A 26,103-nucleotide genomic window follows, 5' to 3' on the forward strand; every position below is an offset into this window, starting at 1 on the left:
TTGATAAGCGAATCTTATTTATGTTGCATCAAAATTGGTAGGTCAGACCTAGACTGACACCGTAGCCGGAATTTTGGACGTTAACACTAGCAATGTACGAACCAAGCTTTTCATTGAGCTCTTTGGTTGCGTATTTTTCTACAAAACCGCCGACATCAACTCTCAAATTTTGACCAAAATCATACCCTGCACCAAGTCGATAACGCACGTCATCACCACCAAATGCATCAATCGCTTGATCTAAGCTCACACCGGCCATAAAACTGAGATTCCCTATACGATACTCTACAGATGTCGCATACCGGTTGCTATGTCTTGAGCCTTTTAATAAGCCAATAAAATCTGAGTAATCAGCATACTGGATACTCTTACCCTTCCAGCGGGATAGACTGTAGCTGCTATGCCAGTTTATTCCTTCAATCAGTTCCACGCTTGCATATACGCTGGTAATGGAGGGCAAATCAAAGCCAATATTTTCGTCGCCAAACTCACTTTCTAAACGATGAGTTGCAGCGATTGAAAGCATATCATTCACCAGCCAGGTTGCACTGACAGCGCCGCTCCATCCATCCGTATCACCTTTTGTCTCTTCCCAATGACACTTCCCTAAAATATTGCAGTCGTTTCGTTCAAAGAGATAGTCCGCGTATAAATATTCCGCAGTCATAGCAATACTGATATTACCCCACTGATAGGCCACACTCGGCGCAAAGGAAACAACTACAGGGCGCACACGAACTTCATCGATAAAAAAGATTTCCGGCACTGATATATCAGCAGCAGTGCGACTATACATCGCTAATCCAAACGACCAATTTTCATTGATCGGTGTAACGAGAAAACCCGCGGGTATTGGATCTGATTTTGAATATTGGCTTTCATTGCCCAATATACTGTAGTCAGTATCTACTTGATAACGGGTTACATTGGCTGTCAACGTGGTGTTTGTTAGCTGTGTCATACTCGACGGCGCTGTAGCAAGAATGCTAGCATCAACTGCTTTTGCCCCATTAGCACTAGCAAGTGCGCTGTTAGTCGTCGATGACTCCCAAAAGTTGAGGCCAGTTGCATAGACGTTAGAAACTATAATATTGGGTATAAAAGACAGAGAAACGACAACAAACTGTTTCGAAGAAGGCATAGTAGTTAGCCAGGAGTTAAAGTTGGCGCATGCTACCACGCACCAAACAAACTGTGTTCATATTTATCATGAGTAAACTAGAAACTAACAATTCCATGACATGGATAAGTCATCTTACGCCTGTTTAATCACGACAAGAATCCTATTTGTGAGTCAGCTCAATCTTAGAGAAACTGACGTCAAACAGCTGACCTTCAAACTTTTTATTAGGCCTAAACTGAGGATAGATCCCAGCTTTAAAATAGTAAGCGATGGAGCCTTCAACCCACTGATTTGAAAGTGTGACATTGCGACCATCACGATCTTCGAATGTTTCGCCCCAAGGAAGAACTCGCTCTACTTTGTTTCCACCTTCAGCATCATTGGTCATCAGATAGATGCCTTTATCATCTACAGTAATGTCATAAGTCCAATCAGAACCCGCCTCGTAGAGGCCCATCTCAACACTAAACGGCCATTGTTCACAACCAGTCGATGGTGCTAAATCGCTACTGCATGATTTGTTATCTAAGAAAAAATCTTGATTGAGAATAACGCGAACAGGTTTGTCATTCCCTTCCCATTGCACTTTCACTAACGCCTGCTTAACTTGCCAACCATGAACTTGACCAACGACTACTTTTGGCATTTCATTTGTTACTTCACGGTCCGGGTACTCATCAATTCTGAGCGTAGATGACAACGTATGCTTTTTTGTCCCAGTGGAGACATCGTTTATAAACCACGACGTTTTATCAGTAGACGTCGAGCACGGATTCTTATCTTGGCTTTTAACATTAAACAGTTCGCGTAGTTCACTGCGAATATAGTTAGAGTTCTCTGTTGTTACACCACGACCCATATCGGCCCGAAAATGAGCACGACCCTCTGTAACCTCAAAATAGACAACATCATTGCTACCTGAAATTCGGCTTGAATGGCCCAACACTTCTCTTGAATCACGACACTGGACAGGCAATAACTCGGCTGCCGTCGATGCTTTACCTTTACCGTAATAGTCAACCTGACTATCAGGAATAGTAATTTTCCAAGGGCTAAAATCAAATGAATGTTGATCGTTAGCAGCACTAAACGCAGGCGCGATCATTACACTGCATACCGCTAGCGCTGGTAATGCTTTAATCATTAATATCTCCAAATAGGATGAGTAATAGAAAGACGGGGCCACGCCGTTGAGCCTTTACGAGCAGCCCCTTTAAATATCTAGTGAATTTAGTCGCTCACTGTGTAATCAAGCTTATAAAAGTGTGCTTCACTCATACCGTGAGTAAACTGATTGTACACTCCAGCCTTATAGAAAGTCAGCAGATGACGCCAGTAATCGATATCGTGCTCGACTAAACGTTGGCCATTGACATCAATCGCTAATAACTTGTTGCCAACAGTGATATCAAAGTCTGTGATGTCTTTCGATGGTGCTTTACCAAGGTCATAGTGCTTATAAGCTTCGTTAGATTGACACATCGCTTTGTCGCCATGCTTTTCTGCATAAAGCCCCTTACAAATAACGGCATTGTTCTTCACTATTGCCCAAAAGTGACCCTTGATACCGGCTGAATCTCGCTTCCAAACAACACGCAACAACGGATGAGGCACATTATGTGTACCGGCTTGATCTAGGCCTTTGTTATGAACCTGCAAGAAAGTAATTTCATCTTGCTTCGAATCAGACTCCTGCATAGAGCGCTCAGGGTCAACAATCACTACCTCTGCAGAAAGTGTGTGGAATTCATTTTCTAGATCGGTACGAAAGTTTTCATGCACACGAAGTTCATTTCTTAGATGATCATTTTTCATCTTAAAGACCAGCGCTTCTGTGTCTTTATCTACATAGAAGTAGTCATTAACTATTCCGGAAAAGTCACTATTTTCAGCCACTTCAACTTTGTTGCTGCGCTTTCCATCAGGATCAGATATTTGTAACTTAGAAGTGGCTAAAATATCTTGAAATTGTGTGTAGGTTGAGGGCTCACCAAGCGTTCCATCATGGTTAGAAAATTCGATGTTAGCAAAAGCAGACGACGAAACCGCTAGTAAAAGTGCAGAGGGTAGAAAGTTCTTCATTAGTTAACCTTAACTTATTTGTATTATTATAGATCTAGAGAGATTTAGACATAGCAAGCTGATGAATGGAAATACGGCTAGCGATTTTCGTGCGCTTTAGCTAAGTTTGACATTGTATTGACACAGTTTGAGTGCAGGGATTCTGCCTAGGATCACTACTTCAATAGCTCAGGATTTGGCTTCTTTTTCCAATCTCTTAGAAAATTTTCTAACGCTGTGAGCTTGGTATTCTTTCGTTTCTCCGCTTCTAAGCGTGCTTCGTGTCGTTCTTTTTCTCGTGATTCTCTGATCCATTCATGGACGACTTCATGCTCTTGTGTGTGTGTGTGGGCATCTTTCATGGGGTTGACCTAAATAACTTTCAATTTAGAAGCAAAAATTGACCTGAAGGGTAAATCAATCTTTCTGGGTTGATAGGTCATTTAGCGTCAATCACTAGACTCTGTTCTCTGTATAACTTATTAGAGCTTAATTTAAGCTACAGGCAACAATTAACTTTCGTTAATCCGTTAGATTTGCGGCAAATAGATCAGCTTGAACTAGATCATTTGTTTAACATATCAACACCCATTGTTATCAAAGAGTTAAAATCATTCAACCGCCACTCTAATGGTGTTAATTTGATCTCTATTTTTGAAATCTTTGCTTGCATTTATGTGCAATAAATAGACAATAACATCCGTTGAATGAATAACACTTTCGTGTATGGATGCGGGTTGTACCTATTCGAGGTTTTATAATGAAAATTGCTATCGCGTTAGTTTGTCTTACCCTTTTTGGCTTTACTTCTATCGAACACGCTGATGCTTTTGCTGCTGGATCAGTGATCGCGCTACTGTCACTTACCGCTTGCTACTGGGTGGCATTTCGTCCGACTAAAGTACCAGAGTTTGCTCTCGGCCTACTTTTCCTAGGGTTAATGACTAAACTGATGATCACATCGCTTGGACTGTCAGTCACTTTCCTTACTGATCTTGCTTCATCACCACTAGTCGCAGTAATGGCCTATTTTTACACATCAATTGGCGCAACGATCTACTGGTATCGCCGCCGCAAAGCGCGACCAAGCATTGATGGTATGGCGTAATCATCCGAATAAAAAAATGGGCCAGAAAGCATATGCTCTCTGGCCCATTTTTCATTTTCTAAAAGCTAGTCATTCAAGTCTGAACTGATCTTTGCATATCTGTGCAGTAGCTCTGTGAGTACCTTAACCCAGCCAAATGCATCTTGAGGTCGTTGTGGAAGTAGCTTTTCGACTTCTTCGCAATGAGTTTGTAATGGGATGGCTCGCTCTAGATTGAAAGAAACCGCGTAAAAGTGCCACAACACTAAGCGGGTCATTCGTTCGCTGTTTTGATTTGCGTTATCCGAATCATCAAAGGCTTGCTGAATCTCACTTAATGCGATTGCGGTCATTCGCAGTGTCGCATCGAGCTTGGCAGACATCATTCGCTCTTCGCTATCGACCTCTTCTTGCTCAAATGTAAAGAGCTCACTCATCGTATCTTCTGGTACCATTCGGGAGATCATTCTTAACGCGAACTCCTCCAACTCATGGCGTGGCATCTCAGTAAGACATGGGTATGTATAATCACGAAGCATCGTTGTTTGCTCAAATCAAAAAAACTTGTGGGCATTTAATGACAAACTAAAGGCACAGTCAAATTTAGAACCGCAGATCAATCAACCGTTCATTCCTCTCGGATAAAACCAAGTGCAAGATGACGTAGGTATCGAACCAAACCGGAAAAGATTAACACCCAGCTTACCAAGCAGGTTACGACCATATCTTTGACTTCATCCCCTGTCATCGCAAGGAGGTTAAAAGAAAAAATTCGTGTGACAAAATCGATCATAAACAGCAAACAAACAATGATCAGCACATCGGTAACACTTTCAAAAAGTCTTCTTTTCAACATCATTCACCCATCGGTATTTCATTGCGGACTTTAAGCTTATCACAATGAAACACACGATAATGGTGCCCAATCACACGAAAGTATCTAGCCCAACTTAAACACCCCAACCTTTTGGCTGAGTGCTTTTGATTGTTGAGTCAACTCTTTCGATTCATTCAGTGCGTTGGTCGCGACATTGGCCAAGTTATCTGTCCCCATTTTTAGAGTGTGAACATTTTGGTTGATGTCTTGCGTAACTTGGCTTTGCTCTTGTGCCGCGGTGGCGATTTGGGTAGCCATATCGCTGATTAACTCAACACTTCCCTTGATATCACTAATCGCAAAAGATGCATCCTCTGCGTGTTTAACCGAGTTATCGGCAAGCTGAGAGCTTGAACCCATTAAACCAACCGCCTTTTTGGTGGTCTTTTGTAATGTTTCAATTGTCGCTTTTATCTCTTCAGTTGAACTATGGGTACGTTGAGACAAAACTCTCACTTCATCAGCAACAACCGAAAAACCACGCCCTTGTGAACCAGCGCGAGCTGCTTCTATCGCTGCGTTGAGTGCAAGCAGGTTTGTTTGCTCTGCAATTTCTCTAATCGTCAATAATACATTTGAGATGTCATTGGCATACACATCAAGGTCAGAAATCACTCGATTCGCCTCTTCCAACTCTTGTGCTAAGTTGTGAATTGATTCTTTTGTTTGCACCACTAGCTGTTGACCACTTTGCGTATTTTCAGTCGATGACAACGCAGCCTCTGCGGTGCTATCTGCATGCAGTGCTATTTCTTTCGTCGCAGAAGACATCTGAGTGACAGCGGTGGCAATCATAGCGACTTCTTGCTGTTGGGCGGAGAGCACGTTGGCCGCATCGCTCGCTCGTGATGAACTATCAATCGAGTTGTGAGACAAGATATCCGCTTCATTTCTCACATGTTGAATAATGACCTGAAGCGTGTCCATAAACTGGTTAAAGCGTTTTGCTACTTGACCAATTTCATCGTTAGATTCTACTTTCAAACGCTGCGTTAGATCCCCTTCACCACTTGCTATTTCTTTGAGAGCCGTTTCCACATTTTTCAATGGTTTTAGAAGGCGTGCGCATACGACATTGAACACTGCAATACATCCCGCAATAACAAGTAATATCGCCAGTATCTGTTTGCTTAATGATGCTTTCAAAGGTGCAAGAAGCGTTTGATGATCCAAGATAACCACGGTAAAGAGCTCTGTATTGGGGATGGCTTGCACCACGACCAACTGTTGACCCATCTCATTTTCAAGTAATCTGTGTCCAGAGGTTTGAGAAATATGTGAAATCGTCTGGTAATTGAGTCCTAACTTTCGTACGGATTGATTCAACAAAGAGGTATCGTTATGTACAAAGACATTCCCTTTAGTGTTCGAAATAAACGCCTCCCCCTCAATCGGTAAGTCGATACCCTGCAAGCCTTGAACAATATCTTGAATTTCAACATCCGCACCAATCACCGCATGGCCATCAGCGATTGTTACCCATTTTCCCATCGAAACAACATTTGCCCCTGTTGCTGCAGCTACTGTTGGCTCATCGATAAACACACTGGTTGGCGCTAACTCTGCGTTGATATACCACCCCCACTCTCTCGGGTCGTTGTTACCAACAGGCAGTTGTACACCATTAGCATTCACTTGAGAGCCATCGCTAAAGGCTAAAAAGACATTGTCAAAATCGCCCGAATCCCGAACTTGTTCCAAATGACTTTGCGCTGTCCTTGAGTCGGTTGTTGCAGGTAATGCTTCTAGAGCTCGACCTTTTGAAGCAAACCAATCCGCCACATATCGGTTATAGGCACCAATACTGTTTCTTATTTGTTCAGTCGTAGTCTGATTAAGGTTATGGATCGCATTCTGAAAGTTAACCACTTCCAACACGGCAATACCTAAAATAAGCGAAAGGCTGGCAGAGATTGCCAGTTTGTTCTTGAAAGAGAGGTTATTTAGCATATGAATTTTAGCCAACAAATGTATTCAATAGTGTTATCGCGGTCTTATACCACACCTTAACAAAACGACTTCAACGGTATTTGTATTAAATTGTTTCAAAGAAACTTTACATCAACTCGGTCTATAATTGGCTAAAGATAAGGCTGTGAATCAGAAGGGGTCATTATGGGAAGTCTCGTCGCAGTGATCATCGGTGTTGCATTGGGCTCTTTACTTGGCATCGGAGGGGCGTTTGTCGGTGGCCTCGCTGGATTGTTTCTCGCTAATCTAGGGAACTTGAATGGCGGCGAACAAGCTGGAATAGACTCAACTTTGCCAGATGACAATAGTGTTGATCTAAACTCACCATCTCAACAGTCATCAAGTCTGTACTCAACATTAAGTTCTTCAATATTTAATGACGAGGATGAAGTTTCAAACTCACTCGATACAGAAACCCTGTCTTTTGACGATGACAATTCTATCAACCCAGCAACCGGCCTACCTATGGTTGGCGGAATTGGCGGCCTCGATGTGCAAGGAAATCCATACGGTTTCGACAACTCAGATGACCCTTTTGAAAGCTCGCTTTCAGACCCTTTTGAAGATGATTTTATGTCGACAGATGACACTTCATCGATGTTTGATGATGATAGTTTTTCAAGTAGTTTTGATGATGACTGGCGGTAAGAGTGATATTAAAACGTCAATACAGAGACTTAGCTCAAGCCTCTGTATTACTCCCATAAGTTAAATTACTTATTAGCGTTTAGCTGTTTTGCTGAATGATTTCGCGCTCGTTCACTTAAGACTTCTTTAGAATACACACCTTCGTTCAATGACTGTGCACGAACAGTGTTGGACTGCGCTTGTTCATAACTGACTAACTTGTATTCCATCGCATACTCACGGTCTATTGTTTTTGCAACAAGACCAATGTTTGCACAATGTATGTCCAAAGATGATGCACCATTCCAGTACCCATCGCGCTGAACCAATATACAATCGTTAAATGTATTCTCGCCCAAAGTAACAGATTCGATTAGGGAAACAACCGACTTTGTACGAGCAAAGAACCAATTATCTCCGGCTTCGTACCATATACCCTCATCTTCAAGTATCGTTGCATGTTCACTATAAGCAGTTGTCTGACCTAAAACTACTTGTGATGCATATTCAGATAATACATCAATTTTTCTAACCTGAGACTCTCGAGTTTCTTGACCTTCATAGGTATTTACCCAGGTTATTGTCTCGGTACCGTCTCCATTATCTTTCCAGATCTCTGAATAATTCATTGACACGAAACCATCTTGATCGACACACTTTGAACTAAACTCGTACTCTGTATCAGAAATGAAGTTATCTGTCTCGGTACACACTGTTTCAAACGTAACCCAGCCTGAACCATCATCTGTCATGTAACGGTCACGATAATATTCAAACGTGTATTTACCATTAGCTGCCGAGTAAGTATCCAAATCGATAACCACAGTATTACTTTCAGGCAGTGCACTAGCAGCCACTTTGCCATCAGAACCAATTACTGTCACACCGTTGATCTGAATCTGACCTTCAACATTTAAAACAGCATTACTAGCGAAAACCCCTGTACTGACGGTTGATAGAATAGCCAACGCAATAATATTTTTATTCATTATAAATCCTTTATTTTATTGTTAGATTCCCTTGAACAACAAGCTTTTCAGAATACTCATCGCCTGATGTTAAAGAAAAGACTTCACTGTCTTTTAAACTAATTGTGGTGTCGGAGTTTGCGTCCACGATGATTTGCTCATATGTAATACCCGTATCTGAGTCAACAACCGTTTCTGAGTCCTTTTTAAAGTCATCACCAGAAACAACATTGTCTCCTATAGGGCTATCACCAGAGTCACTTCCACAACCAGCAAGCAGAACAATGAGCATACCTAATCCTACGTATTTCATTGATTTACCTCTTAATGATTACTTGCACGCAAAGTGCTAGAAAAAAATAACTTACATCAAGGCAACATCTCAACCTTGAGACAAAAATTTGCTGGAAGTGGTCTCACAAATAATATCTTGTATTACATCATTTGCATGTAGCACATGTTGAATGCAGCTTTTACTTCGTTGTTTTGTTTATATTTTGGCAATATAAACTAAAAAAGCACTCGGATATGCGAGTGCTTTTGTTGCAGTTCAATACTAATACCGCGCTTTCACCTCAACTCGAATCACATCTCTGTACGTACCCGCATAGGCAAAATCGGTCTCTCCGACGACCAAGCGCATCGGGATATGATCGAGCATCAGCATTCGCTGGTTTTGAATTGAATAATTCAGCTTATTATTTACTGGTTTGCCATCGAACCAAAGCTGATAATCGATAGCGACATTACGTTTCTTGTTGTGTTTTAGCTCTCCATACTCACGTTCAACGGTGACATCGACATTGGCGTTGGACAGTAGATAGAAGAAGGCCTTGTGTTCATCCCCTTTGTTTAAAGTACCTAGGTCCATTGCGTAGTGATCACCTAACCCTCGTATATTTTGCGAGCGAATAGGGTCTAACACAAAGAACACAAATGGCGGGATAAAGAGGTTCAAACGCGTGGTTTTTTCATCCGGCTTGCCACTTAGCTTCAGTGTCGCATTAACATTTGCTGCGTAGTTTGAAGAAGGTGCCATACGTGCGTCTCTAAGCTTTATCCAAAACTTGGTTTGTGCAGAGTTTTCAAGCTTTAGGCGATAACCTTCATTAACGACATAGTTGAGATGCCTAAAATTACGGTCTAGAAACTCTACATCAAGTTTCGCCCGTGTTGATTGCACTTGACTTAGTTTCTTACCATCGATAGAGAGTGATAGATATGGGTAGCGACAATTTCTAATATCACGACTTAAATTGATGTAAGCAGGGATATAGCCGGATTTATCTTCGCGGTACTCCACCCCTAACGTATCGATATTGATAGTCCAATTGCCATCACATTCAGATGCTGAAGTCACCGCCGGAATCGCCAGTAATATTATTGCCCATGTAATTAGGTTAAATAAGGTCTTTAGGTAATTCATCATCATGTTCCACCCCCTCCAATTTAATTGTGGGTAGGTAAACTAAATTAGTATCGTCGTCTTGAATTGTGAGTATGCCAACAGGCTCATCAAATCCATCCAACCACACTTGATAGTCTCCTGCTGCGATCCCTTCAAGTACAAAGCGACCCGCTTTATTGGTAAAAAATGAGACCGTCATGTCTTCATTCTCAACCCGCCCTTGCTGCAACTCTATCGGTACGCCTTCAGAGTCAGTAAAAGTACCGATAATGGTTTTCGAAGCTTCTGAGCCAACTTGAATGACATGCCCAGTCACACTGCCAGCAGTAACACTGTGTGCACTTGGGCCCAAGTTATATCCGATTGGTGCATCAGGTGATGAAACAAACACTTCAGCTTCAACATGACCACCATCCAAGCTCGCGAGGTTACTTATCGCCCTTGTCGAGATGGATTCCGGCTCATCGTCCGCTAGCGCATTAACATACACATCAGCGTCTAAAGAGCGGTGAACATTGATGATGGCAACTGAGCCTGAATATGGACGCCCCCAGCCAACATTGCTATCCACGACAGAAAGTGCTGTACTTATTCGTGCCGAGACGTCATGACTGTTATTGTCTTCCTCATGGGTGAAGCCATATTCCGCCTCAGCATTAAAACGATTTCCGACGTAATTCGTTAACCCACTGTAAGTTTGGGTATCTTCGTCACCCTCGGCAGTAAGTCGATAGCCATAACTGCCAACAAACTCATTAGAGGACTTCTGGTAGCGCGCACGCAACTTCTCTGTCGTCGAACTGTATGATACGTTCGCACTGTGGTCGGACGTTTCTGACGACCAACTCCATGCGACTGAGAAGATAAAACGCGTATCCGACAGGTCTTCATTAGGGTCTTCTTCGTGCTCGACGCCACCCGATATACTCCAATCATCCAATTGCCAACCGAGTTCACCGGAAACATACCACTTATCCTCATTGCCATCGAAACTCTCATAAGAGCCATTGAAGTTTAGATCGGTATTCAATGAGAGATCGAACAGATAACTAGAAGTGACGCTGTAACCAGAGTCTAGTTCTACATCACCCCAAGGTATTGCATTGTAATCTGTTTGATATTCAGCACTTAAGCGAAAGTTGGGTAATCCATAACTATCAGCACCCCATATTTGATGCGCATAATCAAGGCTCACAATGCCGCCTTGCTCACTTTGTTGTTTGTTGTAGCTAGAAGATGCTCTTAAACCGATATTGCCCCAATCAGTGCCTAAAGTAACGACGGCACCCGCTCGATTTCCATCCGGATGATAGACCCCATTTGCACCCACAGTGAGATAATCTGTTACACCATATTCATAGAACGCACTACCCACCGTTTGATTTTGATCATATTCATACTTGTCATCCTCTATTGAAGACACGAGCCCAGCATACACCCCAAAGTCTGATATGCCCTCGCGAAGTAGCCGAGCATTAAAAAACTGACTATAAACGATGGTATCTGTACGTCCTGATACATAACGGATTTCAATACGAATATCATTACTACCTGCATCCAGTGGAAGGTCGTCGAGTAGGTAACGGCCTGGTGGAAGACGAAACTCTGAAACGAAGATATCATTGACATACACCTCTAATTCCGCACTTTCATTCAGGGTTATGGCTTGTGTGCCGCCGTTTTGTATATTGCGAGTCGGCTGTATTTCACTGTATAGACGCTCCCAAGCTAAACCTCCCAACTCAACACTTGGAATATGGCCAATGCTTTGCAAGCTAACATCTCCCATTGAAACACGCCACGGCCTATCTGGGTTATCCACATAAAGTTTTGCATCGCCTCGGTAAAAAGAAGAATCCGTCAATGATCCCGTTGAAGCATAGCCAGAAGTTTCAAAATTTAATCCTCTAACGCCGCCAATATTACCGCTGGTTATCCACTCACCTAGATAGTTATCACTGTTGTCATAACTGTCGTTGGCTTGATAGTCTGTCGAAAAATTGAAGATGTTATGCCATGCTAAAAATCCCGCTTGGCTGTATATTGGTTTTTGATATTCATTGTTAAATGAGATCTGTTGCTCGCGAGCGGCCTCGCTATCAATCGACATGATTAAGCTCAAGTCAGATGCATTCATAACAACGTTAACACCTATTGCATCTAGTTGCTCAACCGTCATTTTTTCACCTAGGTGCTCAAATCTTCTGTATGCCGCTTCGGTTAAAATCTGTTGAAGCATTGGTTCAATCGATGGTTTTGATATGGCAGAGACTTCAACGCCATCAGAGTACGCCTGAACATCCCCTAGTGGTAATGTCCCCAAATAGAGTGGCAACGGAAATAACCACTCTTGCGCAGCAAGCTTTGAAGGTGCTGAGAAGATCATAGACAGCACCAAAACGATACTTTTTAACTTGATCCATGACGTTCTCATATCGCCTCCTAAGGCTGATAATCTATCTCAACAGCTTGTGCATTTGACAGCTCACCATCAAGGCTTAAGATGGCGTTATAACCAGGAAGTAGATATAACCCAGCTTGATTAGCAAATCGTTCCCACGTTGTAGATTCATTGCCTTTCTCTGTTTTAAATTCGAACGTCATCTGTCCGAGATCTAGCACCCGCTGACCTTGGTTTCGGATGACCAACTGATCATTTTCAATCCAAGCGATGGGTTTTGCTTCTGTCTTTGGAGGGGAAACGTACGCGAGCGTAGAAAAATCAATAAGCATTTCCACTTCGCTAACATCCTGCAATGGCTTGTTCAGTTTTATCTGTTTGAAAATAACTCGATATGGTTTAGTTTGATCTAATGCTTGGGCTGAAAGGTAACGTATTCTAAATTTTTGATACCCACCCGCTTTAACCTTTGCTTGAGGGGGAAGCACTAGAAATTCTTTATCCGCTGAAGTGAGTAGCTCTTCACCATTGATAATTTCCACCCCATAAACGAACACTTCCACCACGATATCTTCATGTTCAATGTTCTTGATGGTATAAGTTGACTGAGACTTATCCCCAACAGTCTCAAGTAATTGATAAATGGGGCTCACTTCGTAAGCATTAGCAAAAAATGAAGTGAGAATCATAAGAAGTAGCACATTCGTTCTTTTCATTATTCTGTCCTTAGAAGCAACACCATTGAAATCACATTTATGATGAAGGTATGTGACTTGAGCACATACCTTCACAACTAACGAATAGTCACGGCATTAGTGACCGCCACCACCATGACCACCGCCATGGCCGCCATTACCACCACAATTACATGCTGCTTCCAACGTTACTGTAATCGTATCGCTGTAAGTACCGGCTGTAGCAAAGCCTGCTTTCTCTGGTTGAATGTAAAGTGGAATTCTTTCCAAAGTGTTAGTTAGGTGTTTCTGACCTGCGTCCCAACCATTAACTGAAAATGCTGTTACATTCTGAGCTTGCCCAGTACTAAATACAGAGGCCATTGCGTCTGTAGATAGGTTATAAGCAATTTTTTGATGACCGCGATCGCGCTGCAATCCACCATTCTCAGAAGAGAATGAAATGTCTAAGCTCTTACCATAGTTACACCAAGCACGTAAGTTAGCGATACGCACTTTTTCGTTCATGTTAGCGGATACGTCATCTGCTGACATTTTGGCATTTTGAAGTACTTCATCAAGCTTCACTGTGCCGTATTTACCAATACGCAATAGGCAGCGTTGAGGCACGACACCTGACACTTCAATGGTCTTAGTATCATAATCAGATAAAGCGGCAAAATTGATGGCTTTATGGAATTTAGGATCTGCTGCTGCACCACATGCGACAGAAGCGACGACTGTTGCTAGTACTAGTTTTTTCATAATCAATCCCTCGTTTTATTATTGCATGACTCTTGTCTTGCACTGTTATAGTAGGGGCTAATTACTGGTCAGACCTCACTAGCAAGGATGACAAATTGTCTATTTATAGGGTGATATACGGGTGACTAGTCCCCACTTATCGCCAAAGACATCAGTTCATGTCTAGAGTGTATACGTAGTTTATTCAACACCTTAGATGTATGCGTCTTGACTGTGTTAATACTGACATTCGATTTATTGGCAATTTGCGTATTGCTTAAACCATGCAGCATCAGCTTGCACACTTCATGTTCTTTACGGGTTAGTGCATATTCATCAGCAAGTTTGGTCGCCATCATATCCGGGCAGAGACCCTGATCTTGATAACGTTTGACAATCTCAGTCAGCAATGCCCTTGGATACCAAACATCACCAGACAGAACCACAGACACAGCTCTAGGCAGCAACTCTAACCCTAAACCTGAGTGGATGATTCCAGAATAGCCCTCCTCTACCCACTGCATGGAGTTTGCATCATGCGGTTTGATATTGACGGCGATCCAATTGGCCTTGAAATCTTTTGGACGTATTCCGTGTCGTACAGGGTTTGGCATGGTTTGAACATCAAGCAGTACACAAAGTTGATCAGATGAAAAATCAAGATTCGAATAAGAACTGTCCGTTTGCACATTTATTCCCGGAATAGCGAGTACAAGGAGCTCAGCAATTACTCGAGAATAAGAGCGATTCGTAGAAAGTATCGTGATAGTTGAAAGTCTTGGATAGAAATTTGCCATATGATCTCACCACCTTCTGCATTCATGCCTATAAATGTAACAAGATATGTCAAACAGTAGGCTAAAAGGCAGGCTCTATATGTCGGTGGGATCATACTTTTGAGTGACTTTGATTGTTCATTTATTGAACTGTTAATCTAGGTCAATTTTGATGCAGTAGTTTTACGGATTGAATTGATTTTGAGCGGTTTGAAACTAACTCAGCCCTAAGTGTTTGTTAAGGGCTGAGTTGTAATGAAAGTGATTTAGAAAATCAGATGACCACACAGCGCAATAATTGGCAGTGTTACCAGCGTACGCAATACAAAAATCGCCATTAGCTCTAGAATGTTTACCGGGATCTTACTTGATAAAATTACCGCGCCGGTCTCAGACATAAAGATTAACTGCGTAATTGAAAGTGCCGCCACAACAAACTTGGTTAAGTCACTATCAATCGTTGATGCTGCAATGATTGAGGGTACATACATATCGGTAAAGCCAACCATCACCGTTTCAGCCGCCGCTGCTGCTTCTGGTAGATTAAGAAGATCGAGCACAGGAACGAATGGTGCACCAAGCCAAGTAAATAGTGGCGTCGTTTCTGCGATAACTAGACCAACGGTACCCACAGCCATCACCACTGGCAACACTCCAAACATCATGTCCAGCGCACTATGTAAGCCTTCTTTAGCAACTGCTGAGAGACTTTTAACTTTACTTGCTCGTGCGATCGCAAGTTGATAGCCGTAACCTACTGTTGATTGCCCGTCAGGAACAAGCTCATCATTTAACTCTGGCTTGGTTCCATCGATGTATGTGTCAGCTTTGTAGCTCAATGGCGGCAAGAACTGAATCACCATTGCCGCAATCACTCCAGATAAACAGATCGTTAGATAGAAAGGTACGAAATAGTTTTCAAGACCAACCTGCGTCAAAACCACCAGTGAAAATGAGATACCAACCGGTGAGAACATCGTTGCGACTACTGCTGCTTCTCTTGCGGTATATTTTTTCTGCTCATATTGCTTACTTGTCAGCAGTACGCCAACCGTACCGTCGCCTAACCATGATGACATGCAGTCAATCGCTGCTCTACCAGGAAGACGAAATACTGGGCGCATCAGTTTGCTCAGCAACGTACCAAGCAGTTCAAGCAAGCCAAAGTTGAGTAACAAAGGGAGAAGCAGGCCTGCGAAGAAAAAAGTCACGAACAATGAAGGTAGCAAATCGTTTAGTACTAGACCACCAGTGTCGCCACTCCAAATAAACTCCGGGCCCACTTGATGGAGAGCCAGCAAAGTGAACACCGCACCAAGCACTCTAACCACAACCCATATTGGGGATAATACAAACAAACGAGTCAGTAGCTCTGAGTTGTTTACAAACTTCGGTCTAATCACATTTGCAACCAAAGTAACCAACGCCGAGAAGCAGATGATCGCAGTTACCGTTGGTAAGATCGCATCGCCAAGAACAGCCTTTACACCCTTTGCCATCAAAGCAAGTGGGAAAGTAAAATTGCCATCAATGCTTAACGGCGCCAAGAAAAAGAACAACCCAAGTAGGGATGGAATGGCAAACATCAGAACATTTCTCGTTGTGTTCTGTTTTGTCTCTATTGTTAGTGTATCGCTCATCTACAACCTCATGATGACTATTTATGCTTAAAACTAGCATTTAATTTCACTTTGAGTGCATTGTAATTCAGTCAACTCATTAGTCAATAGTTTTAGCCGGTAAATATGCAAAATTAGTGAATTTAAAACCAACCCTACCCGCTATCTCAGTGTGACACACTAGGTTTCATACACTCAGTAGCAGGTTCTGTCGTGGATAATCTAGTAGATGCATCACAGCGAAATATCTAAACCGTATTCTGCATCATGTTTCAGCAACGTGACCTTTTGACACAAAGGTCTATCATCAGGATAGTTGGTAGAGTCACAGACAGTGTGCATCGGAATAGGCATTTATAATGCCTACTCAACGAAGGTTGAAGGGGGGCAGATAATAGACGCTTGTCAGTTTGACTATAAAGGCAAGTTATAGAATAAGAAAACTTCTTGAGCCAGAGTTTCACTTGGTATTTGGATAAAATGTTCAACTCATAGTTTACATACGAGTGGCGGATGCTTAGTATCTTATTGGCTACAGCCGATATAACGTGCAGCCTTAATCACTTCTGACGTAGAGTGCCCTTTGCGGCGAGCTTGTTCTGCGTTTTTTATCATTGCATCTTTAGCTGGTTTATCTTGCCAGAGCTTACGCACTTCAGAGTTCACAACATCTGGTTGGGGAGTTTTGCCGAGATGTTTGTATTCGTTCCATATCGTGATGTAAGCAATAGACTTAGCAAACAACATTCCGCGGTTTAAAAACCATGCTCCAGTGACAAAAATGAGCAAGGCGATGACTACAATTAGCCTCATAATCGATTCTTGATAACCCGTATATTACCAGTCCATTTTGATTGCATATTTCGGCATCCAATGGTCGGCAAATTTAACAAGTGGGCTAGGTTATTACGTGGCCTAAACAAGATAAACCGCTTTTGAACAATAACAAACACAGGTTTGCGCGCAATCAGGCTTGAGAAGATTTGACGCTTTTTGACCTAGGAAAACTTGGTAGACTTTGGTAATTAATGCTATTGATTCAATTTAGTTTCGCTGAAGCTTTGCGACTTTAAAAAAAACAGAGCCGAAATATCGACTCTGTTTTACAGTATTCAGCTCTAGCTACCTGCCCCACACCTCGATGTGTCGGAAGTTATTCCATTCTCGCAGAGAAATATTTGTATCGGTGTTACCATTACAAATGAAGCGAATATATTTAGCTTCAACCGACCCAACAGAATATTCAACCAGATCACTACTAATACCTTCGGTTGTCACTGCCATAAGATATTCATAGTGACTGCCATCTATACTCGTTTCAATATCGATGAAATATTTGCGTACATCGCCTTGTGCCTGCGCAAACTTCAGTGCATGAACTGTTGATTGTTTATTCAACTCAACGGTGTAAATTGTACCTACCCCTTTCGCTGACCATTTAGTATTGAAGTCACCATCGATTCCATGTTCGATTTTGTCAATTCCATTGGCATTTTCTCCACTAGCTGTCGCACCAGAAATGGTAAGTTTTGAGTCATTACCGGAGTCACAATTGCGGAATATTGGCAGAGACTTTTGATCAAAATCCTTCAAAGAGGGAAACAGTGTCTCTAAACCTGTCTCATGCACCCCCATCCACTTCAGCAGTGATGCATGAAATAGATCGACACTCATCGTTGGCACGACACGTCCACGGCTCAGCAAATCATCGCTCCCTGGAGCAAGGTTTGGCCAATCACCGAGAATTCGCCCTCCGTGTACATCTCCACCCAGCACAAAATGACAGTTACCCCAACCGTGGTCTGTCCCTGAGCCATTCGGCTCTAGCGTGCGGCCAAACTCCGAGAAAGTAAACGTAGTCACTGACTCTGTTAGACCAAACTCATCAAGACGCTGATAGAATACAGAGAGCTGTGAGGCTAGCTCTCTAAGTAGTTCACCTTGGTTTACTTTTTGTGCACTGTGAGTGTCAAATCCACCAAGTGTGGCAGAGAAAAATTGTGCAGGCTGTTGGAATTTATCTCTATTAAGTAATAATAATAAGATGACACGTAACTGCTGACCTATTGAAGAATCTTCGTCGAAACCAAAATCTCGGGTGTCAGCAAAAATTTGCTCGAACTCATCGAACTTATCTTGGGCTTCATAGCATTGCTCAGCATAGTATTCTTTATAGATCGAACCTTGTGTCATGTAGTCTCGGCGAAATGCGTCATAAAGCTCTGAACCAAGATCTTTCAACGGCATATCATTTGGCATTTTCGTACCGATACGGTTTGCGGATTTTGGAATACTGTTAGTCCAAACCGTTTGAGAGCCCATTTCGAAAATAGGGGTAAGCTCTTCTAAACTAAATGCATTTTCTAGTAAATGTGCTGATAACCCCCCCCAACCTTGGTTGGTGATGGTGTCTGCCGTATGTGTCTGAGTCACTGCACTTTGATGATTGTGAGAGAAAATATGTACTGGCTTCAAGGTATCAATATCGACATTTTCTGTTCTCTCTTTCATCAAAGGGCCTACGTTCAAAACGGGTAGCCCTTTCCCTTCATCAAACAGCCATTTGATCGCTTCTATCTCTGGTGAAAGAGCGAGCTCCAATTGCTGATCACTTAGGTTCAATTCCAATAATTCATTTCGCTCAAAAGCTAGTGATGTGCGCAGCGTCTTATAATCATCGTACTTGGCACTATTTTTTGGTACAAAGCAGTTAAATCCATCATTACCACCACCTAAATTAATACCGACTAGGGCCTTATAAGGCATCGTATTGTCACAGCGCGAGGTCAACGCATGTGCGGCTGGACTTGTTAAATTAAGCGCTGTTACACCCGCAGCCGATACGCCGCCTTTAAGAAAAGATCGTCTTGAAAGCTTCATAGCTGTTACCCCTGAGTCATAAATTCTGGTGATAGAATGAGTTGCGTAATAAGCGCACGCAACACATTGTCGTTATTTCGATTTGCTCGTGAAACAAATTCATAAATAATGTCCTTGGTCTTTTCGCTCATCGACTTTGCAAACAAATGCTTATCTAGCTCATTGATTAAATTGTGAATGCTATTGGTATTGTCTTTATCTGCGAAATGACGTTCAATGGCCGGTCGATTCATATATGCACTGGAACCACTTTGAGACTCAAGGCGTACCGCTAGATCGGTCACTTGTCGGAAGTAGTGGTAGATGTCATCCCAGTTATAAAGTTTGAACTCGGGAGCTGCTAAGCCTGTGAAACGAGGATCGTTAGGCGCCTCTTCTGGCTGATAGTAATAAAATACGCTTGGTCCATGCATAATGGTTCTTCTGTCATGCCAAGAATAGGCATTCGGTAACATGGCGTATTGTGGTTTCAGGGTGAGGTTAAGCGCACGAAAGGCGTGTGAAAGCACAATCAGTGGATCACGTATGAGCCCATCGGTGGCATCTTCACGACTATAACTTGCTTCGTGATCAGTTAATATGGCTTTGAGCAATACAGTCATATTCAAATCGCTGCTTCGAAACGCATTACTCACTCGTTGCACAAAGTCTTTCGACGGGTTCGATGACACCATTTTTTGAATAAAGAACTTTGCAACGAAAGGAGCGATATTATCGTGCTCACACAAGATTCGAATATAGGATTTTAAGTCTTCTTCGGCGCTGCCACCAGCATAGATCTCTTTACCTAAAATTGTTTTCTTATCGAGATTGTGTGCATCGTCTTTCTCACGCATTGGCCTGAGCCAATCATCATTATGTAGCCCCCATCCTGTCATCACTTTCGCCCCCTCTTCTATATCTTGTTGAGAGTAAGACGGCACTGGACGACCTAAATCATCTGTCATGATGGTTCCATCGTTGTTCAACATCGCTGGGCCGATGGTGAACAGCTGCATTAACTCACGTGCAAAATTCTCATCAGGCGCTACGCCCTCAATATGATCGTTGTTGAGATAAGTTAAATATTGTCCCATAACGGGTGATGTCGCCATATGGAAAAGAAGCGCTTCAAAATCACCAAAACAATGCTGTGAGAGGATGTCATAGTATTGCGAAAACGCGATACGTCGCTCACCACGTTTTAATTCGGGGTCATTTTTGCTTACTACGAAGAGTTGAGTCAGGACATAACTAACACGATGCCTAAGAATATCGTTTCTGTTGATCAGCATGTCGGTATACGCAACATTAAAGTGGACATCTGTCCACTTCTCTTCATCGTGCAGCTTCTGCATCTCATTTTGACGATTGACGAGTGAGGTGCGCCAGTGTTCGACTTGAGAATCTATCCAAGATTCAATACTGCCCTCTTCTTGTACTCTTTCGACATCACTGCTTTTAAAGCCCATAGTGGCTTGTAATAGGAGTTGTTGAACTCTCTTATTGTTTAACGTCTGCATACGTTTTCCTTGCTAACTTTAGGTTTCGCAGGGAAATATACTGATAAACACCTATCGATTAATGGTTATATCATGATGTCGTCGTCACGCTTCCAATAATCATACAACTAACCGCAAAATCACCGTAAACTATTGACTTAACATCACAAATAGCTAGCAAAAATACTCTAGTAACAAAATGTAAACCAAGAATTTTAAATATTAACAAGTATATGAAATGTTAATTTTACATTAAGATAGGGTCATTATTATGTAGTTTTCACACATCGCACTGTGAGTGCGTGATGATAGATTTGCGTTTGGTTTAATATCTCTAACCAAATCTACAAAGAAATTAACATTCATGCTTATTGAACTACTCAAACAGTTGATATCGAGCAGCAGGTAGAATCGATTCTCGAAGCCATTGGTGGCGTCGAGAATATTCTGGAGACTGATGCTTGTGCATCACGATTAAGGTTGGAGCTGATTACAACTGAGTTCGTCGATCGCCAACAATTGCAGCAGACAGGAGCATACGGTGTGATAGTGCTAGATGAAAAAAACGTGCATATTGTTTATGGTTTCAAAGCTAACCTCTATTCTCAAGTCATCGAATCGAGGCTCGTCTCTTTGAACTAAAAGTTACGATCAATATCCATCACTTTCTGCAAGCCGTAGCACTCAGCTTTAATTGACTCTAGATTAGTTACGGCAGTTGCCTGCTCGGCGATAACCCGCCTCAATTGCCTTCTGCTCTGAGCTAAATAGAGCGATGTTTTTTTCGCTAATTTGATTATAGCTTGGGCAACCTTCCGGTAGATGATACACCTTTGAGTTTTTATTCCCTCTAACAAAACGTACGTTGAAGTTCATCGGAACACTTTGGGCTCTGTAAGCATCCATTAGCCCTTCTCGGCTATTCTGATGCCCCAACTTCCACACTCGTTCACCGGTAACAAAAGGGTTACTGTGACCCATCTGTTGCGCGATTCGTTTATCTCGCTCCACTTCCCATGGTGAAACAGGAAAACGGTTATGCCATTGCATTAAGATCCGCTGTTGTGACGTCGACATGTTTAAGCCGTACCGGTCAAACATATAGAAATAGACGCGTGCAATCTGGCCCTTCACCTCATCCCTCGGTTCGGCGAGACGATTTTTAAAATCGACCTTGAATTCACATTGTCCGTACAGACTGGCGCGTTGATTAAACTGACTGAAATTAAAGTTTGAGCGATCGCCATTAACTTCACCAATCGAGGGGGTTAAGTTATGCATGTCCGCTTCCATCACTGCAAATACAGGGTCATTGCGCACACAGTTTTTACGACCACCGTCTTGCCAGCACTGGCGTGCACGTCCGAAGTTTGATGCTGGAACAATGTGTTCCCATTCGATACGTTGTGCTCGTGTTTCATTCTTGCGAACTTCATAACCACAACTTTGCAAATCCACTCTGCCGCCACTGCGCCCGGTAAACTCATACTGACATCCACAATAGAACGTCCCGTTTTGCGTTTGGTCGAAATAGACGTTCTGTTTCGCCAGAACTTTAGCATGACTGAAATTGTTTGGTGCCGCATGCAAACCAGAGGCAAAGATCAGAAAAGAAACGGACAAAAACCATCGAAAAGACATGTAACAACCTAATACATAACGAGCTTCTAGCTCTAATTTCACCCTGAATTTGGGCTCGAGCACTCACTGCTCTATTGATAGAGCGAATGATATAGCAGTTTAGTATTTGCGACTAGCTTCACGGTTCTATTTTCTGATTTTAAGCGTATTAAAATTCTTAATAGACGCTATAAAACACCCTAAATCGAGTTTTCAGTATATTGACCTCAAACTAAAGGAGGTACCTATGAATACTCGCCCAATAACTACCCTCGCACTTTCAATCGCGCTAGCCACCAGCATCACGGTTCCGAATGCGTTAGCAAGCACTGGAAACACCCCGATAACACCTATCCAGCAGGCGCTGCACAGTGAAACTTACAACTTAGGTTTGAGTGCTTATCTATGGGGCTCCACATTAGTTCGTATGGAGCAAATCAGTCGTCAGTATACTGATGTATCAAAACCGCAAGCTGACACCAGCTATCGAGCACCGCTTAACGAATTTGGTCATGCTCGAAGATTGAGCACCCCAGCAGACACCGATATGCCAACGGCAAACCGTGACACCTTATACTCAAGTGCAGTATTGGATTTAAGCCAAGAACCCTTTGTACTAGAAGTCCCTGAAGTTTCCGATCGTTACTACGTGATCAACATGTTTGATATGTGGCATAACCTTTTCCAGTATGTCGGTACACGCGAAACCGGTAGCCTTGAAAAGCAATTCCTCATTGTGCCACCAGGCTGGGACGCAGATGGTGATATTCCACGTGAGCTCAACATCATTGAAGCCCCAACAAGTAAAGTGTGGCTTTGGGGCCGAACTCAGGTGTTAGACGACAACAATTACGCCAACGCGCATGCTGTCCAAGACGAATACACCCTGACGCCTTTGAGTGAATATATCTCAGGCAAACCTACATCTACTCAACCAGAACTATCCCCTCGTGCCGGTGATGCCAATGATCCTCTTCGCTTTTATCACGAATTAGCCACTTACCTTTCTGATAACCCACTCGATGAACGTCAAAAAGCGATGGCTGGTCAGTTTAAAAAAATTGGCCTAACTAAAGACGGATTCGACTCAGACTCCCTGTCTGATGCGGCAAAAGCAGAACTCGTTCGCGCCATTAGAGACGGACAACAGATCGTAATGGCTCAGCAAGCGAATCCTGCCAACCTTGAGATGAAGGACGGCTGGGTTTACACCTTTGCACTCGATGCTTTTGGGGATGACAACTCTATGCGTTCGTTGATCGCTCACCCTTATCTCGGTGGTCAAGGTCCTAAAGAAGCTATCTACCCGATGGCGGCCACGGATGCTAACGGTCAGCCTCTCAATGGTGAACAAGACTACACGATGACATTTGATGGCGAGCCGCCTGTAGGCGCGTTTTGGTCAGTGACGGTTTACGACGCTAAAACAAAGATGCTAGTGGATAATCCTATCAAGCGCTACAACATCAATAATCTCTCTGATCTTGAGAAAAACCGTGATGGCTCTTTCACGCTGCACCTTTCTCATCAAGCGCCTAAAGACGCAGCGATGAAAGACAATTGGCTACCTACCCCCGATGGCCGATTCTACGTTCTAACACGCCTTTATATTCCTGGGAAAGAGGTTCTTAACATGGACTGGACAGTGCCTGGTCTACAAGCTCAATAACCCCTATTCATGCTGGCGTGACTCCTGCGCCAGCATAAAAATCGAAGGTAAATCATGAATAAATCTCTCTATTTTTCATCAATTGGAGCAGCATGTCTATTGTCTGTTCAAGCTGCTTATGCTGAAAGCAACGAAGTTCAAGATATGTCTGACCCACTAGCCGTGTTCACTCAAGTAGGTGGTGGCATTACCGACAAAGGTCTAAATCTGAAGGTAGGCAAAACCTACGATACTGGTAAAGACAATGTGGCGGGTATGAACGTGCTCGAGATAAAAGGTATCGGTGGAGAAACCTTTGGCTGGCATAACGATGAAAGCCGCCTGAATGACAGTGTCGATTCATTTCGCCTAAGAAACTTCAGCGCTAACCTCAAAAACGGTCGCGGTACGCAGCTCGATCTAAGCTATGACCTAAACAGTGAGTTTGGCTCTGCTTCCTACAGCTTTATCCAAGCACTACCCAAAATAGGGCCTTTACAGCTCTACCCTCTTGCGGGTGCTGGCGTCGCATTTGGTAATAACGTGATGGGCGATGACGGTGATATTGTCAGTGGTTATTCGTTTCCTGGCACATTTGGTTTGGTAGGTACTTACACAAAAATTGAGCTCTCCGACAATATCTGGATCAACTACAACCCAATGTATATGACCACTTTATCGGGTTCAGACACATACAAGGAGCATGGCTTTGAGAATGTCGACAGTGTGTTAACACATGAGTTTGCTGTCTCGTATCAAATTACACCGAGAGCCAATGTCCGTTATTTTGCAAACTGGACAGAAAACACCGATTTCTCTGATGGAGACCATCGAATTGAGTTCAACTACCAGCTGTAGACAATTAACCACAGCGAAGTCCTTTGTGTTTGCGCTTTAATAATTACCTGTCCGATTGGTACTGCTATTTAACAGGGGCACACGGAGTTTATCCTCTGGTGCCCTCTTTTTTGATCAGAACTTATAGTCGATTTCAACGCCGAAGAACTGGTTATGATTATCAAAACTGCCGTTCATCAAGCCTTTGTCGATCTTAGGGCTACCGTAATCGACATAACTGTAATAGGCCTTAAGGTCAGTCGTTCTAGATAATCGATATTGCGCCCCTGCGCTATACTTCATTTGGCTATCTACTGGCAGATCCGACGATTGTAAGCTTGGGTCATCCAAAGGTGAGCTTACATACCCTACCCCCATTTCCAAGGAAAGCCTGTCGCTCAAGGCAACTTGGCCACCCAGCGAGGCAAACCACACATCATCAAACTGTCTGGTTTTAGTCACCGTTCGATGACCAAACTCAATCACTGTCGCCTCATTCTCGCTCCAGTACTCCTGACCAATACTCCACAATAGAGTGAAGGGCTCTACCCAATGATGGAGGCCTGACACCTCCATACGCGCGGCATTAAGTAACCCTATACTTGTCTCACCCTCTTGGTTCAAAAGGCTTAGTTTGCCATCAAGTTGATGCTCCATCTTCGAGCGGTAGGTTACACCTAAGCGTTGGGCTTTGTCGATTTGATACGTCGCGCCTATATTGTAACCAAACGCATAAGAGCTCGACTCAATTTCAGCTTGATTGGCTAAAAAACTCTGCTCAAACTGCGCTCTATCAATTTGTACACCAAGCCCAATATGCCACTTTTCATTCAAACGGTAGCTTAACGAGGGGTTAAGCTGCATTACACTTAGTGACAGGTCATTTAAGCCTAATCGCCCAGCATACTCATTACCATAATCTAATCCGCTACCACCTGTTGCGGCGAGAGCAATACCTAACGCAAAGCGATTGCCTAACGGAGTGACTGAATATATTGAGCCATATGGCTGCACGCCTCCTGCATTATCACTATCCATGAGCTCATTTCGGTTATCACTGTATTGAATATCAAGCGCCATCGTCGCCAAGTTAAGGGCAAAATGTTTTTCTTTTAACAACCCCATTGCTGCTGGGTTCGCATACGCTGTCGAAGCTCCTTGAGCTAGCGCAGCTGTACCCGCACCAGCCGTGCCGACATTAAGGTGACTCATCTCAGAAACTAATGTTCCTGCTGCAAATCCATATTGAGAAATAACTGCACACGCAACTGCGCAGTTTCGAAAGTAGACGGGTGCCATTG

At 43.0% G+C, this 26,103-nt stretch carries 24 protein-coding genes and 1 pseudogene; 5 read left to right on the forward strand and 20 right to left on the reverse strand.

What is annotated here, in order from left to right; translation table 11 throughout:
• Positions 1-28: 28 nt before the first annotated feature.
• From QWZ05_RS20530 to QWZ05_RS20545, 4 genes are all read right to left on the reverse strand, one after another.
• Positions 29-1,141: an OmpP1/FadL family transporter gene (locus QWZ05_RS20530; RefSeq protein ID WP_290300390.1), complete on the reverse strand. Its 1,113-nt coding sequence runs from the start codon at positions 1,139-1,141 to the stop codon at positions 29-31.
• A 142-nt stretch (positions 1,142-1,283) separates the two neighbouring features.
• Entirely contained in the window at positions 1,284-2,267 is a 984-nt protein-coding gene (locus tag QWZ05_RS20535) for a polysaccharide lyase family 7 protein (protein ID WP_264877607.1), read from the reverse strand.
• Between the two features lie 86 nt (positions 2,268-2,353).
• Complete coding sequence (locus QWZ05_RS20540; protein ID WP_264877608.1) at positions 2,354-3,205, reverse strand: polysaccharide lyase family 7 protein; 852 nt, start codon at positions 3,203-3,205, stop codon at positions 2,354-2,356.
• A gap of 155 nt (positions 3,206-3,360) precedes the next feature.
• Entirely contained in the window at positions 3,361-3,546 is a 186-nt protein-coding gene (locus QWZ05_RS20545; protein WP_264877609.1) for a hypothetical protein, read from the reverse strand.
• 398 nt (positions 3,547-3,944) lie between these two features.
• Between QWZ05_RS20545 and QWZ05_RS20550 the strand changes: the two genes are divergently transcribed.
• Complete coding sequence (locus QWZ05_RS20550) at positions 3,945-4,292, forward strand: NADH:ubiquinone oxidoreductase (RefSeq protein ID WP_290300393.1); 348 nt, start codon at positions 3,945-3,947, stop codon at positions 4,290-4,292.
• A 65-nt stretch (positions 4,293-4,357) separates the two neighbouring features.
• Here the strand turns inward: QWZ05_RS20550 and QWZ05_RS20555 are convergent, their stop codons facing one another.
• Positions 4,358-4,810 (reverse strand): exoribonuclease R, encoded by a 453-nt coding sequence (locus tag QWZ05_RS20555; protein WP_264877611.1) that lies wholly within the window; start codon positions 4,808-4,810, stop codon positions 4,358-4,360.
• 401 nt (positions 4,811-5,211) lie between these two features.
• Complete coding sequence (locus QWZ05_RS20560; protein WP_290300846.1) at positions 5,212-7,098, reverse strand: methyl-accepting chemotaxis protein; 1,887 nt, start codon at positions 7,096-7,098, stop codon at positions 5,212-5,214.
• A 165-nt stretch (positions 7,099-7,263) separates the two neighbouring features.
• On the opposite strand from QWZ05_RS20560, the gene QWZ05_RS20565 reads away from it, so the two are divergent.
• Positions 7,264-7,767, forward strand: a complete 504-nt coding sequence (locus tag QWZ05_RS20565; RefSeq protein WP_290300395.1) for a hypothetical protein — start codon at positions 7,264-7,266, stop codon at positions 7,765-7,767.
• Positions 7,768-7,832: 65 nt separating this feature from the next.
• On the opposite strand, the gene QWZ05_RS20570 is transcribed toward QWZ05_RS20565, so the two are convergent.
• The 11 genes from QWZ05_RS20570 to QWZ05_RS20620 all read right to left on the reverse strand — a co-directional run bounded on the left by QWZ05_RS20570 (position 7,833) and on the right by QWZ05_RS20620 (position 20,718).
• Positions 7,833-8,735 carry a hypothetical protein gene (locus QWZ05_RS20570; protein WP_264877613.1) on the reverse strand — a complete coding sequence of 301 codons (903 nt, stop codon included), beginning with the start codon at positions 8,733-8,735 and terminating at the stop codon, positions 7,833-7,835.
• 10 nt (positions 8,736-8,745) lie between these two features.
• Complete coding sequence (locus QWZ05_RS20575) at positions 8,746-9,027, reverse strand: hypothetical protein (protein ID WP_264877614.1); 282 nt, start codon at positions 9,025-9,027, stop codon at positions 8,746-8,748.
• Positions 9,028-9,270: 243 nt separating this feature from the next.
• The gene (locus tag QWZ05_RS20580; protein ID WP_290300398.1) at positions 9,271-10,146 is read right to left on the reverse strand and encodes a hypothetical protein; all 876 of its coding nucleotides are present in this window, start codon (positions 10,144-10,146) and stop codon (positions 9,271-9,273) included.
• Positions 10,115-12,556, reverse strand: a complete 2,442-nt coding sequence (locus QWZ05_RS20585) for a fimbria/pilus outer membrane usher protein (RefSeq protein WP_290300399.1) — start codon at positions 12,554-12,556, stop codon at positions 10,115-10,117. Before QWZ05_RS20585 ends, QWZ05_RS20580 begins: the two co-directional genes overlap by 32 nt.
• 8 nt (positions 12,557-12,564) lie before the next feature.
• Positions 12,565-13,239: a fimbria/pilus periplasmic chaperone gene (locus QWZ05_RS20590; protein WP_290300402.1), complete on the reverse strand. Its 675-nt coding sequence runs from the start codon at positions 13,237-13,239 to the stop codon at positions 12,565-12,567.
• 96 nt (positions 13,240-13,335) lie between these two features.
• Complete coding sequence (locus tag QWZ05_RS20595; protein WP_264877618.1) at positions 13,336-13,962, reverse strand: spore coat protein U domain-containing protein; 627 nt, start codon at positions 13,960-13,962, stop codon at positions 13,336-13,338.
• Between the two features lie 125 nt (positions 13,963-14,087).
• The gene (locus QWZ05_RS20600) at positions 14,088-14,630 is read right to left on the reverse strand and encodes a helix-turn-helix transcriptional regulator (protein ID WP_290300405.1); all 543 of its coding nucleotides are present in this window, start codon (positions 14,628-14,630) and stop codon (positions 14,088-14,090) included.
• Positions 14,631-14,983: 353 nt separating this feature from the next.
• Complete coding sequence (locus QWZ05_RS20605; RefSeq protein ID WP_264877620.1) at positions 14,984-16,357, reverse strand: YjiH family protein; 1,374 nt, start codon at positions 16,355-16,357, stop codon at positions 14,984-14,986.
• Between the two features lie 504 nt (positions 16,358-16,861).
• Positions 16,862-17,149: a hypothetical protein gene (locus tag QWZ05_RS20610; protein ID WP_264877621.1), complete on the reverse strand. Its 288-nt coding sequence runs from the start codon at positions 17,147-17,149 to the stop codon at positions 16,862-16,864.
• A gap of 309 nt (positions 17,150-17,458) precedes the next feature.
• Positions 17,459-19,216 carry a DUF1501 domain-containing protein gene (locus QWZ05_RS20615; RefSeq protein WP_290300409.1) on the reverse strand — a complete coding sequence of 586 codons (1,758 nt, stop codon included), beginning with the start codon at positions 19,214-19,216 and terminating at the stop codon, positions 17,459-17,461.
• A gap of 5 nt (positions 19,217-19,221) precedes the next feature.
• Entirely contained in the window at positions 19,222-20,718 is a 1,497-nt protein-coding gene (locus QWZ05_RS20620; protein WP_290300411.1) for a DUF1800 family protein, read from the reverse strand.
• Positions 20,719-21,111: 393 nt separating this feature from the next.
• Here QWZ05_RS20620 and QWZ05_RS20625 point away from each other — a divergent pair, with 393 nt between their 5' ends.
• Positions 21,112-21,339, forward strand: a complete 228-nt coding sequence (locus QWZ05_RS20625) for a PTS sugar transporter subunit IIB (protein WP_264877663.1) — start codon at positions 21,112-21,114, stop codon at positions 21,337-21,339.
• Between the two features lie 63 nt (positions 21,340-21,402).
• On the opposite strand, the gene QWZ05_RS22405 is transcribed toward QWZ05_RS20625, so the two are convergent.
• Together QWZ05_RS22405 and QWZ05_RS20630 are read right to left on the reverse strand one after the other, a co-directional pair.
• Entirely contained in the window at positions 21,403-21,678 is a 276-nt protein-coding gene (locus tag QWZ05_RS22405; RefSeq protein ID WP_435433663.1) for a sunset domain-containing protein, read from the reverse strand.
• Positions 21,655-22,338 (reverse strand): annotated as a pseudogene (locus QWZ05_RS20630) (endonuclease); the annotation flags it as partial. The gene QWZ05_RS22405 and the pseudogene QWZ05_RS20630, both read right to left, overlap by 24 nt.
• Positions 22,339-22,564: 226 nt before the next feature.
• Here QWZ05_RS20630 and QWZ05_RS20635 point away from each other — a divergent pair.
• Together QWZ05_RS20635 and QWZ05_RS20640 are read left to right on the forward strand one after the other, a co-directional pair.
• Positions 22,565-23,986 (forward strand): DUF1254 domain-containing protein, encoded by a 1,422-nt coding sequence (locus tag QWZ05_RS20635; protein WP_290300415.1) that lies wholly within the window; start codon positions 22,565-22,567, stop codon positions 23,984-23,986.
• A 54-nt stretch (positions 23,987-24,040) separates the two neighbouring features.
• Positions 24,041-24,823, forward strand: coding sequence for a hypothetical protein (locus QWZ05_RS20640; RefSeq protein WP_264877626.1), 783 nt, complete (start codon positions 24,041-24,043; stop codon positions 24,821-24,823).
• Between the two features lie 114 nt (positions 24,824-24,937).
• Here QWZ05_RS20640 and QWZ05_RS20645 read toward each other — a convergent pair whose 3' ends face one another.
• Positions 24,938-26,101, reverse strand: a complete 1,164-nt coding sequence (locus QWZ05_RS20645; RefSeq protein WP_290300418.1) for an OmpP1/FadL family transporter — start codon at positions 26,099-26,101, stop codon at positions 24,938-24,940.
• Between the last annotated feature and the right edge of the window lie 2 nt (positions 26,102-26,103).

Source organism: Vibrio agarivorans (genome assembly GCF_030409635.1).
Lineage (GTDB): Bacteria > Pseudomonadota > Gammaproteobacteria > Enterobacterales > Vibrionaceae > Vibrio > Vibrio agarivorans.

Excerpts from the sequence above, each read along its gene's own strand:
- QWZ05_RS20590 (WP_290300402.1), bottom strand. The coding sequence starts at position 13,239 with ATGAAAAGAACGAATGTGCTACTTCTTATGATTCTCACTTCATTTTTT.
- QWZ05_RS20615 (WP_290300409.1), bottom strand. The coding sequence starts at position 19,216 with ATGAAGCTTTCAAGACGATCTTTTCTTAAAGGCGGCGTATCGGCTGCG.
- QWZ05_RS20635 (WP_290300415.1), top strand. The coding sequence starts at position 22,565 with ATGAATACTCGCCCAATAACTACCCTCGCACTTTCAATCGCGCTAGCC.
- QWZ05_RS20595 (WP_264877618.1), bottom strand. The coding sequence starts at position 13,962 with ATGAAAAAACTAGTACTAGCAACAGTCGTCGCTTCTGTCGCATGTGGT.
- QWZ05_RS20560 (WP_290300846.1), bottom strand. The coding sequence starts at position 7,098 with ATGCTAAATAACCTCTCTTTCAAGAACAAACTGGCAATCTCTGCCAGC.
- QWZ05_RS20555 (WP_264877611.1), bottom strand. The coding sequence starts at position 4,810 with ATGCTTCGTGATTATACATACCCATGTCTTACTGAGATGCCACGCCAT.
- QWZ05_RS20610 (WP_264877621.1), bottom strand. The coding sequence starts at position 17,149 with ATGAGGCTAATTGTAGTCATCGCCTTGCTCATTTTTGTCACTGGAGCA.
- QWZ05_RS20585 (WP_290300399.1), bottom strand. The coding sequence starts at position 12,556 with ATGAGAACGTCATGGATCAAGTTAAAAAGTATCGTTTTGGTGCTGTCT.
- QWZ05_RS20640 (WP_264877626.1), top strand. The coding sequence starts at position 24,041 with ATGAATAAATCTCTCTATTTTTCATCAATTGGAGCAGCATGTCTATTG.
- QWZ05_RS22405 (WP_435433663.1), bottom strand. The coding sequence starts at position 21,678 with ATGGGTCACAGTAACCCTTTTGTTACCGGTGAACGAGTGTGGAAGTTG.
- QWZ05_RS20605 (WP_264877620.1), bottom strand. The coding sequence starts at position 16,357 with ATGAGCGATACACTAACAATAGAGACAAAACAGAACACAACGAGAAAT.
- QWZ05_RS20550 (WP_290300393.1), top strand. The coding sequence starts at position 3,945 with ATGAAAATTGCTATCGCGTTAGTTTGTCTTACCCTTTTTGGCTTTACT.
- QWZ05_RS20545 (WP_264877609.1), bottom strand. The coding sequence starts at position 3,546 with ATGAAAGATGCCCACACACACACACAAGAGCATGAAGTCGTCCATGAA.
- QWZ05_RS20575 (WP_264877614.1), bottom strand. The coding sequence starts at position 9,027 with ATGAAATACGTAGGATTAGGTATGCTCATTGTTCTGCTTGCTGGTTGT.
- QWZ05_RS20540 (WP_264877608.1), bottom strand. The coding sequence starts at position 3,205 with ATGAAGAACTTTCTACCCTCTGCACTTTTACTAGCGGTTTCGTCGTCT.
- QWZ05_RS20530 (WP_290300390.1), bottom strand. The coding sequence starts at position 1,141 with ATGCCTTCTTCGAAACAGTTTGTTGTCGTTTCTCTGTCTTTTATACCC.
- QWZ05_RS20620 (WP_290300411.1), bottom strand. The coding sequence starts at position 20,718 with ATGCAGACGTTAAACAATAAGAGAGTTCAACAACTCCTATTACAAGCC.
- QWZ05_RS20645 (WP_290300418.1), bottom strand. The coding sequence starts at position 26,101 with ATGGCACCCGTCTACTTTCGAAACTGCGCAGTTGCGTGTGCAGTTATT.
- QWZ05_RS20580 (WP_290300398.1), bottom strand. The coding sequence starts at position 10,146 with ATGATGATGAATTACCTAAAGACCTTATTTAACCTAATTACATGGGCA.
- QWZ05_RS20565 (WP_290300395.1), top strand. The coding sequence starts at position 7,264 with ATGGGAAGTCTCGTCGCAGTGATCATCGGTGTTGCATTGGGCTCTTTA.
- QWZ05_RS20570 (WP_264877613.1), bottom strand. The coding sequence starts at position 8,735 with ATGAATAAAAATATTATTGCGTTGGCTATTCTATCAACCGTCAGTACA.
- QWZ05_RS20535 (WP_264877607.1), bottom strand. The coding sequence starts at position 2,267 with ATGATTAAAGCATTACCAGCGCTAGCGGTATGCAGTGTAATGATCGCG.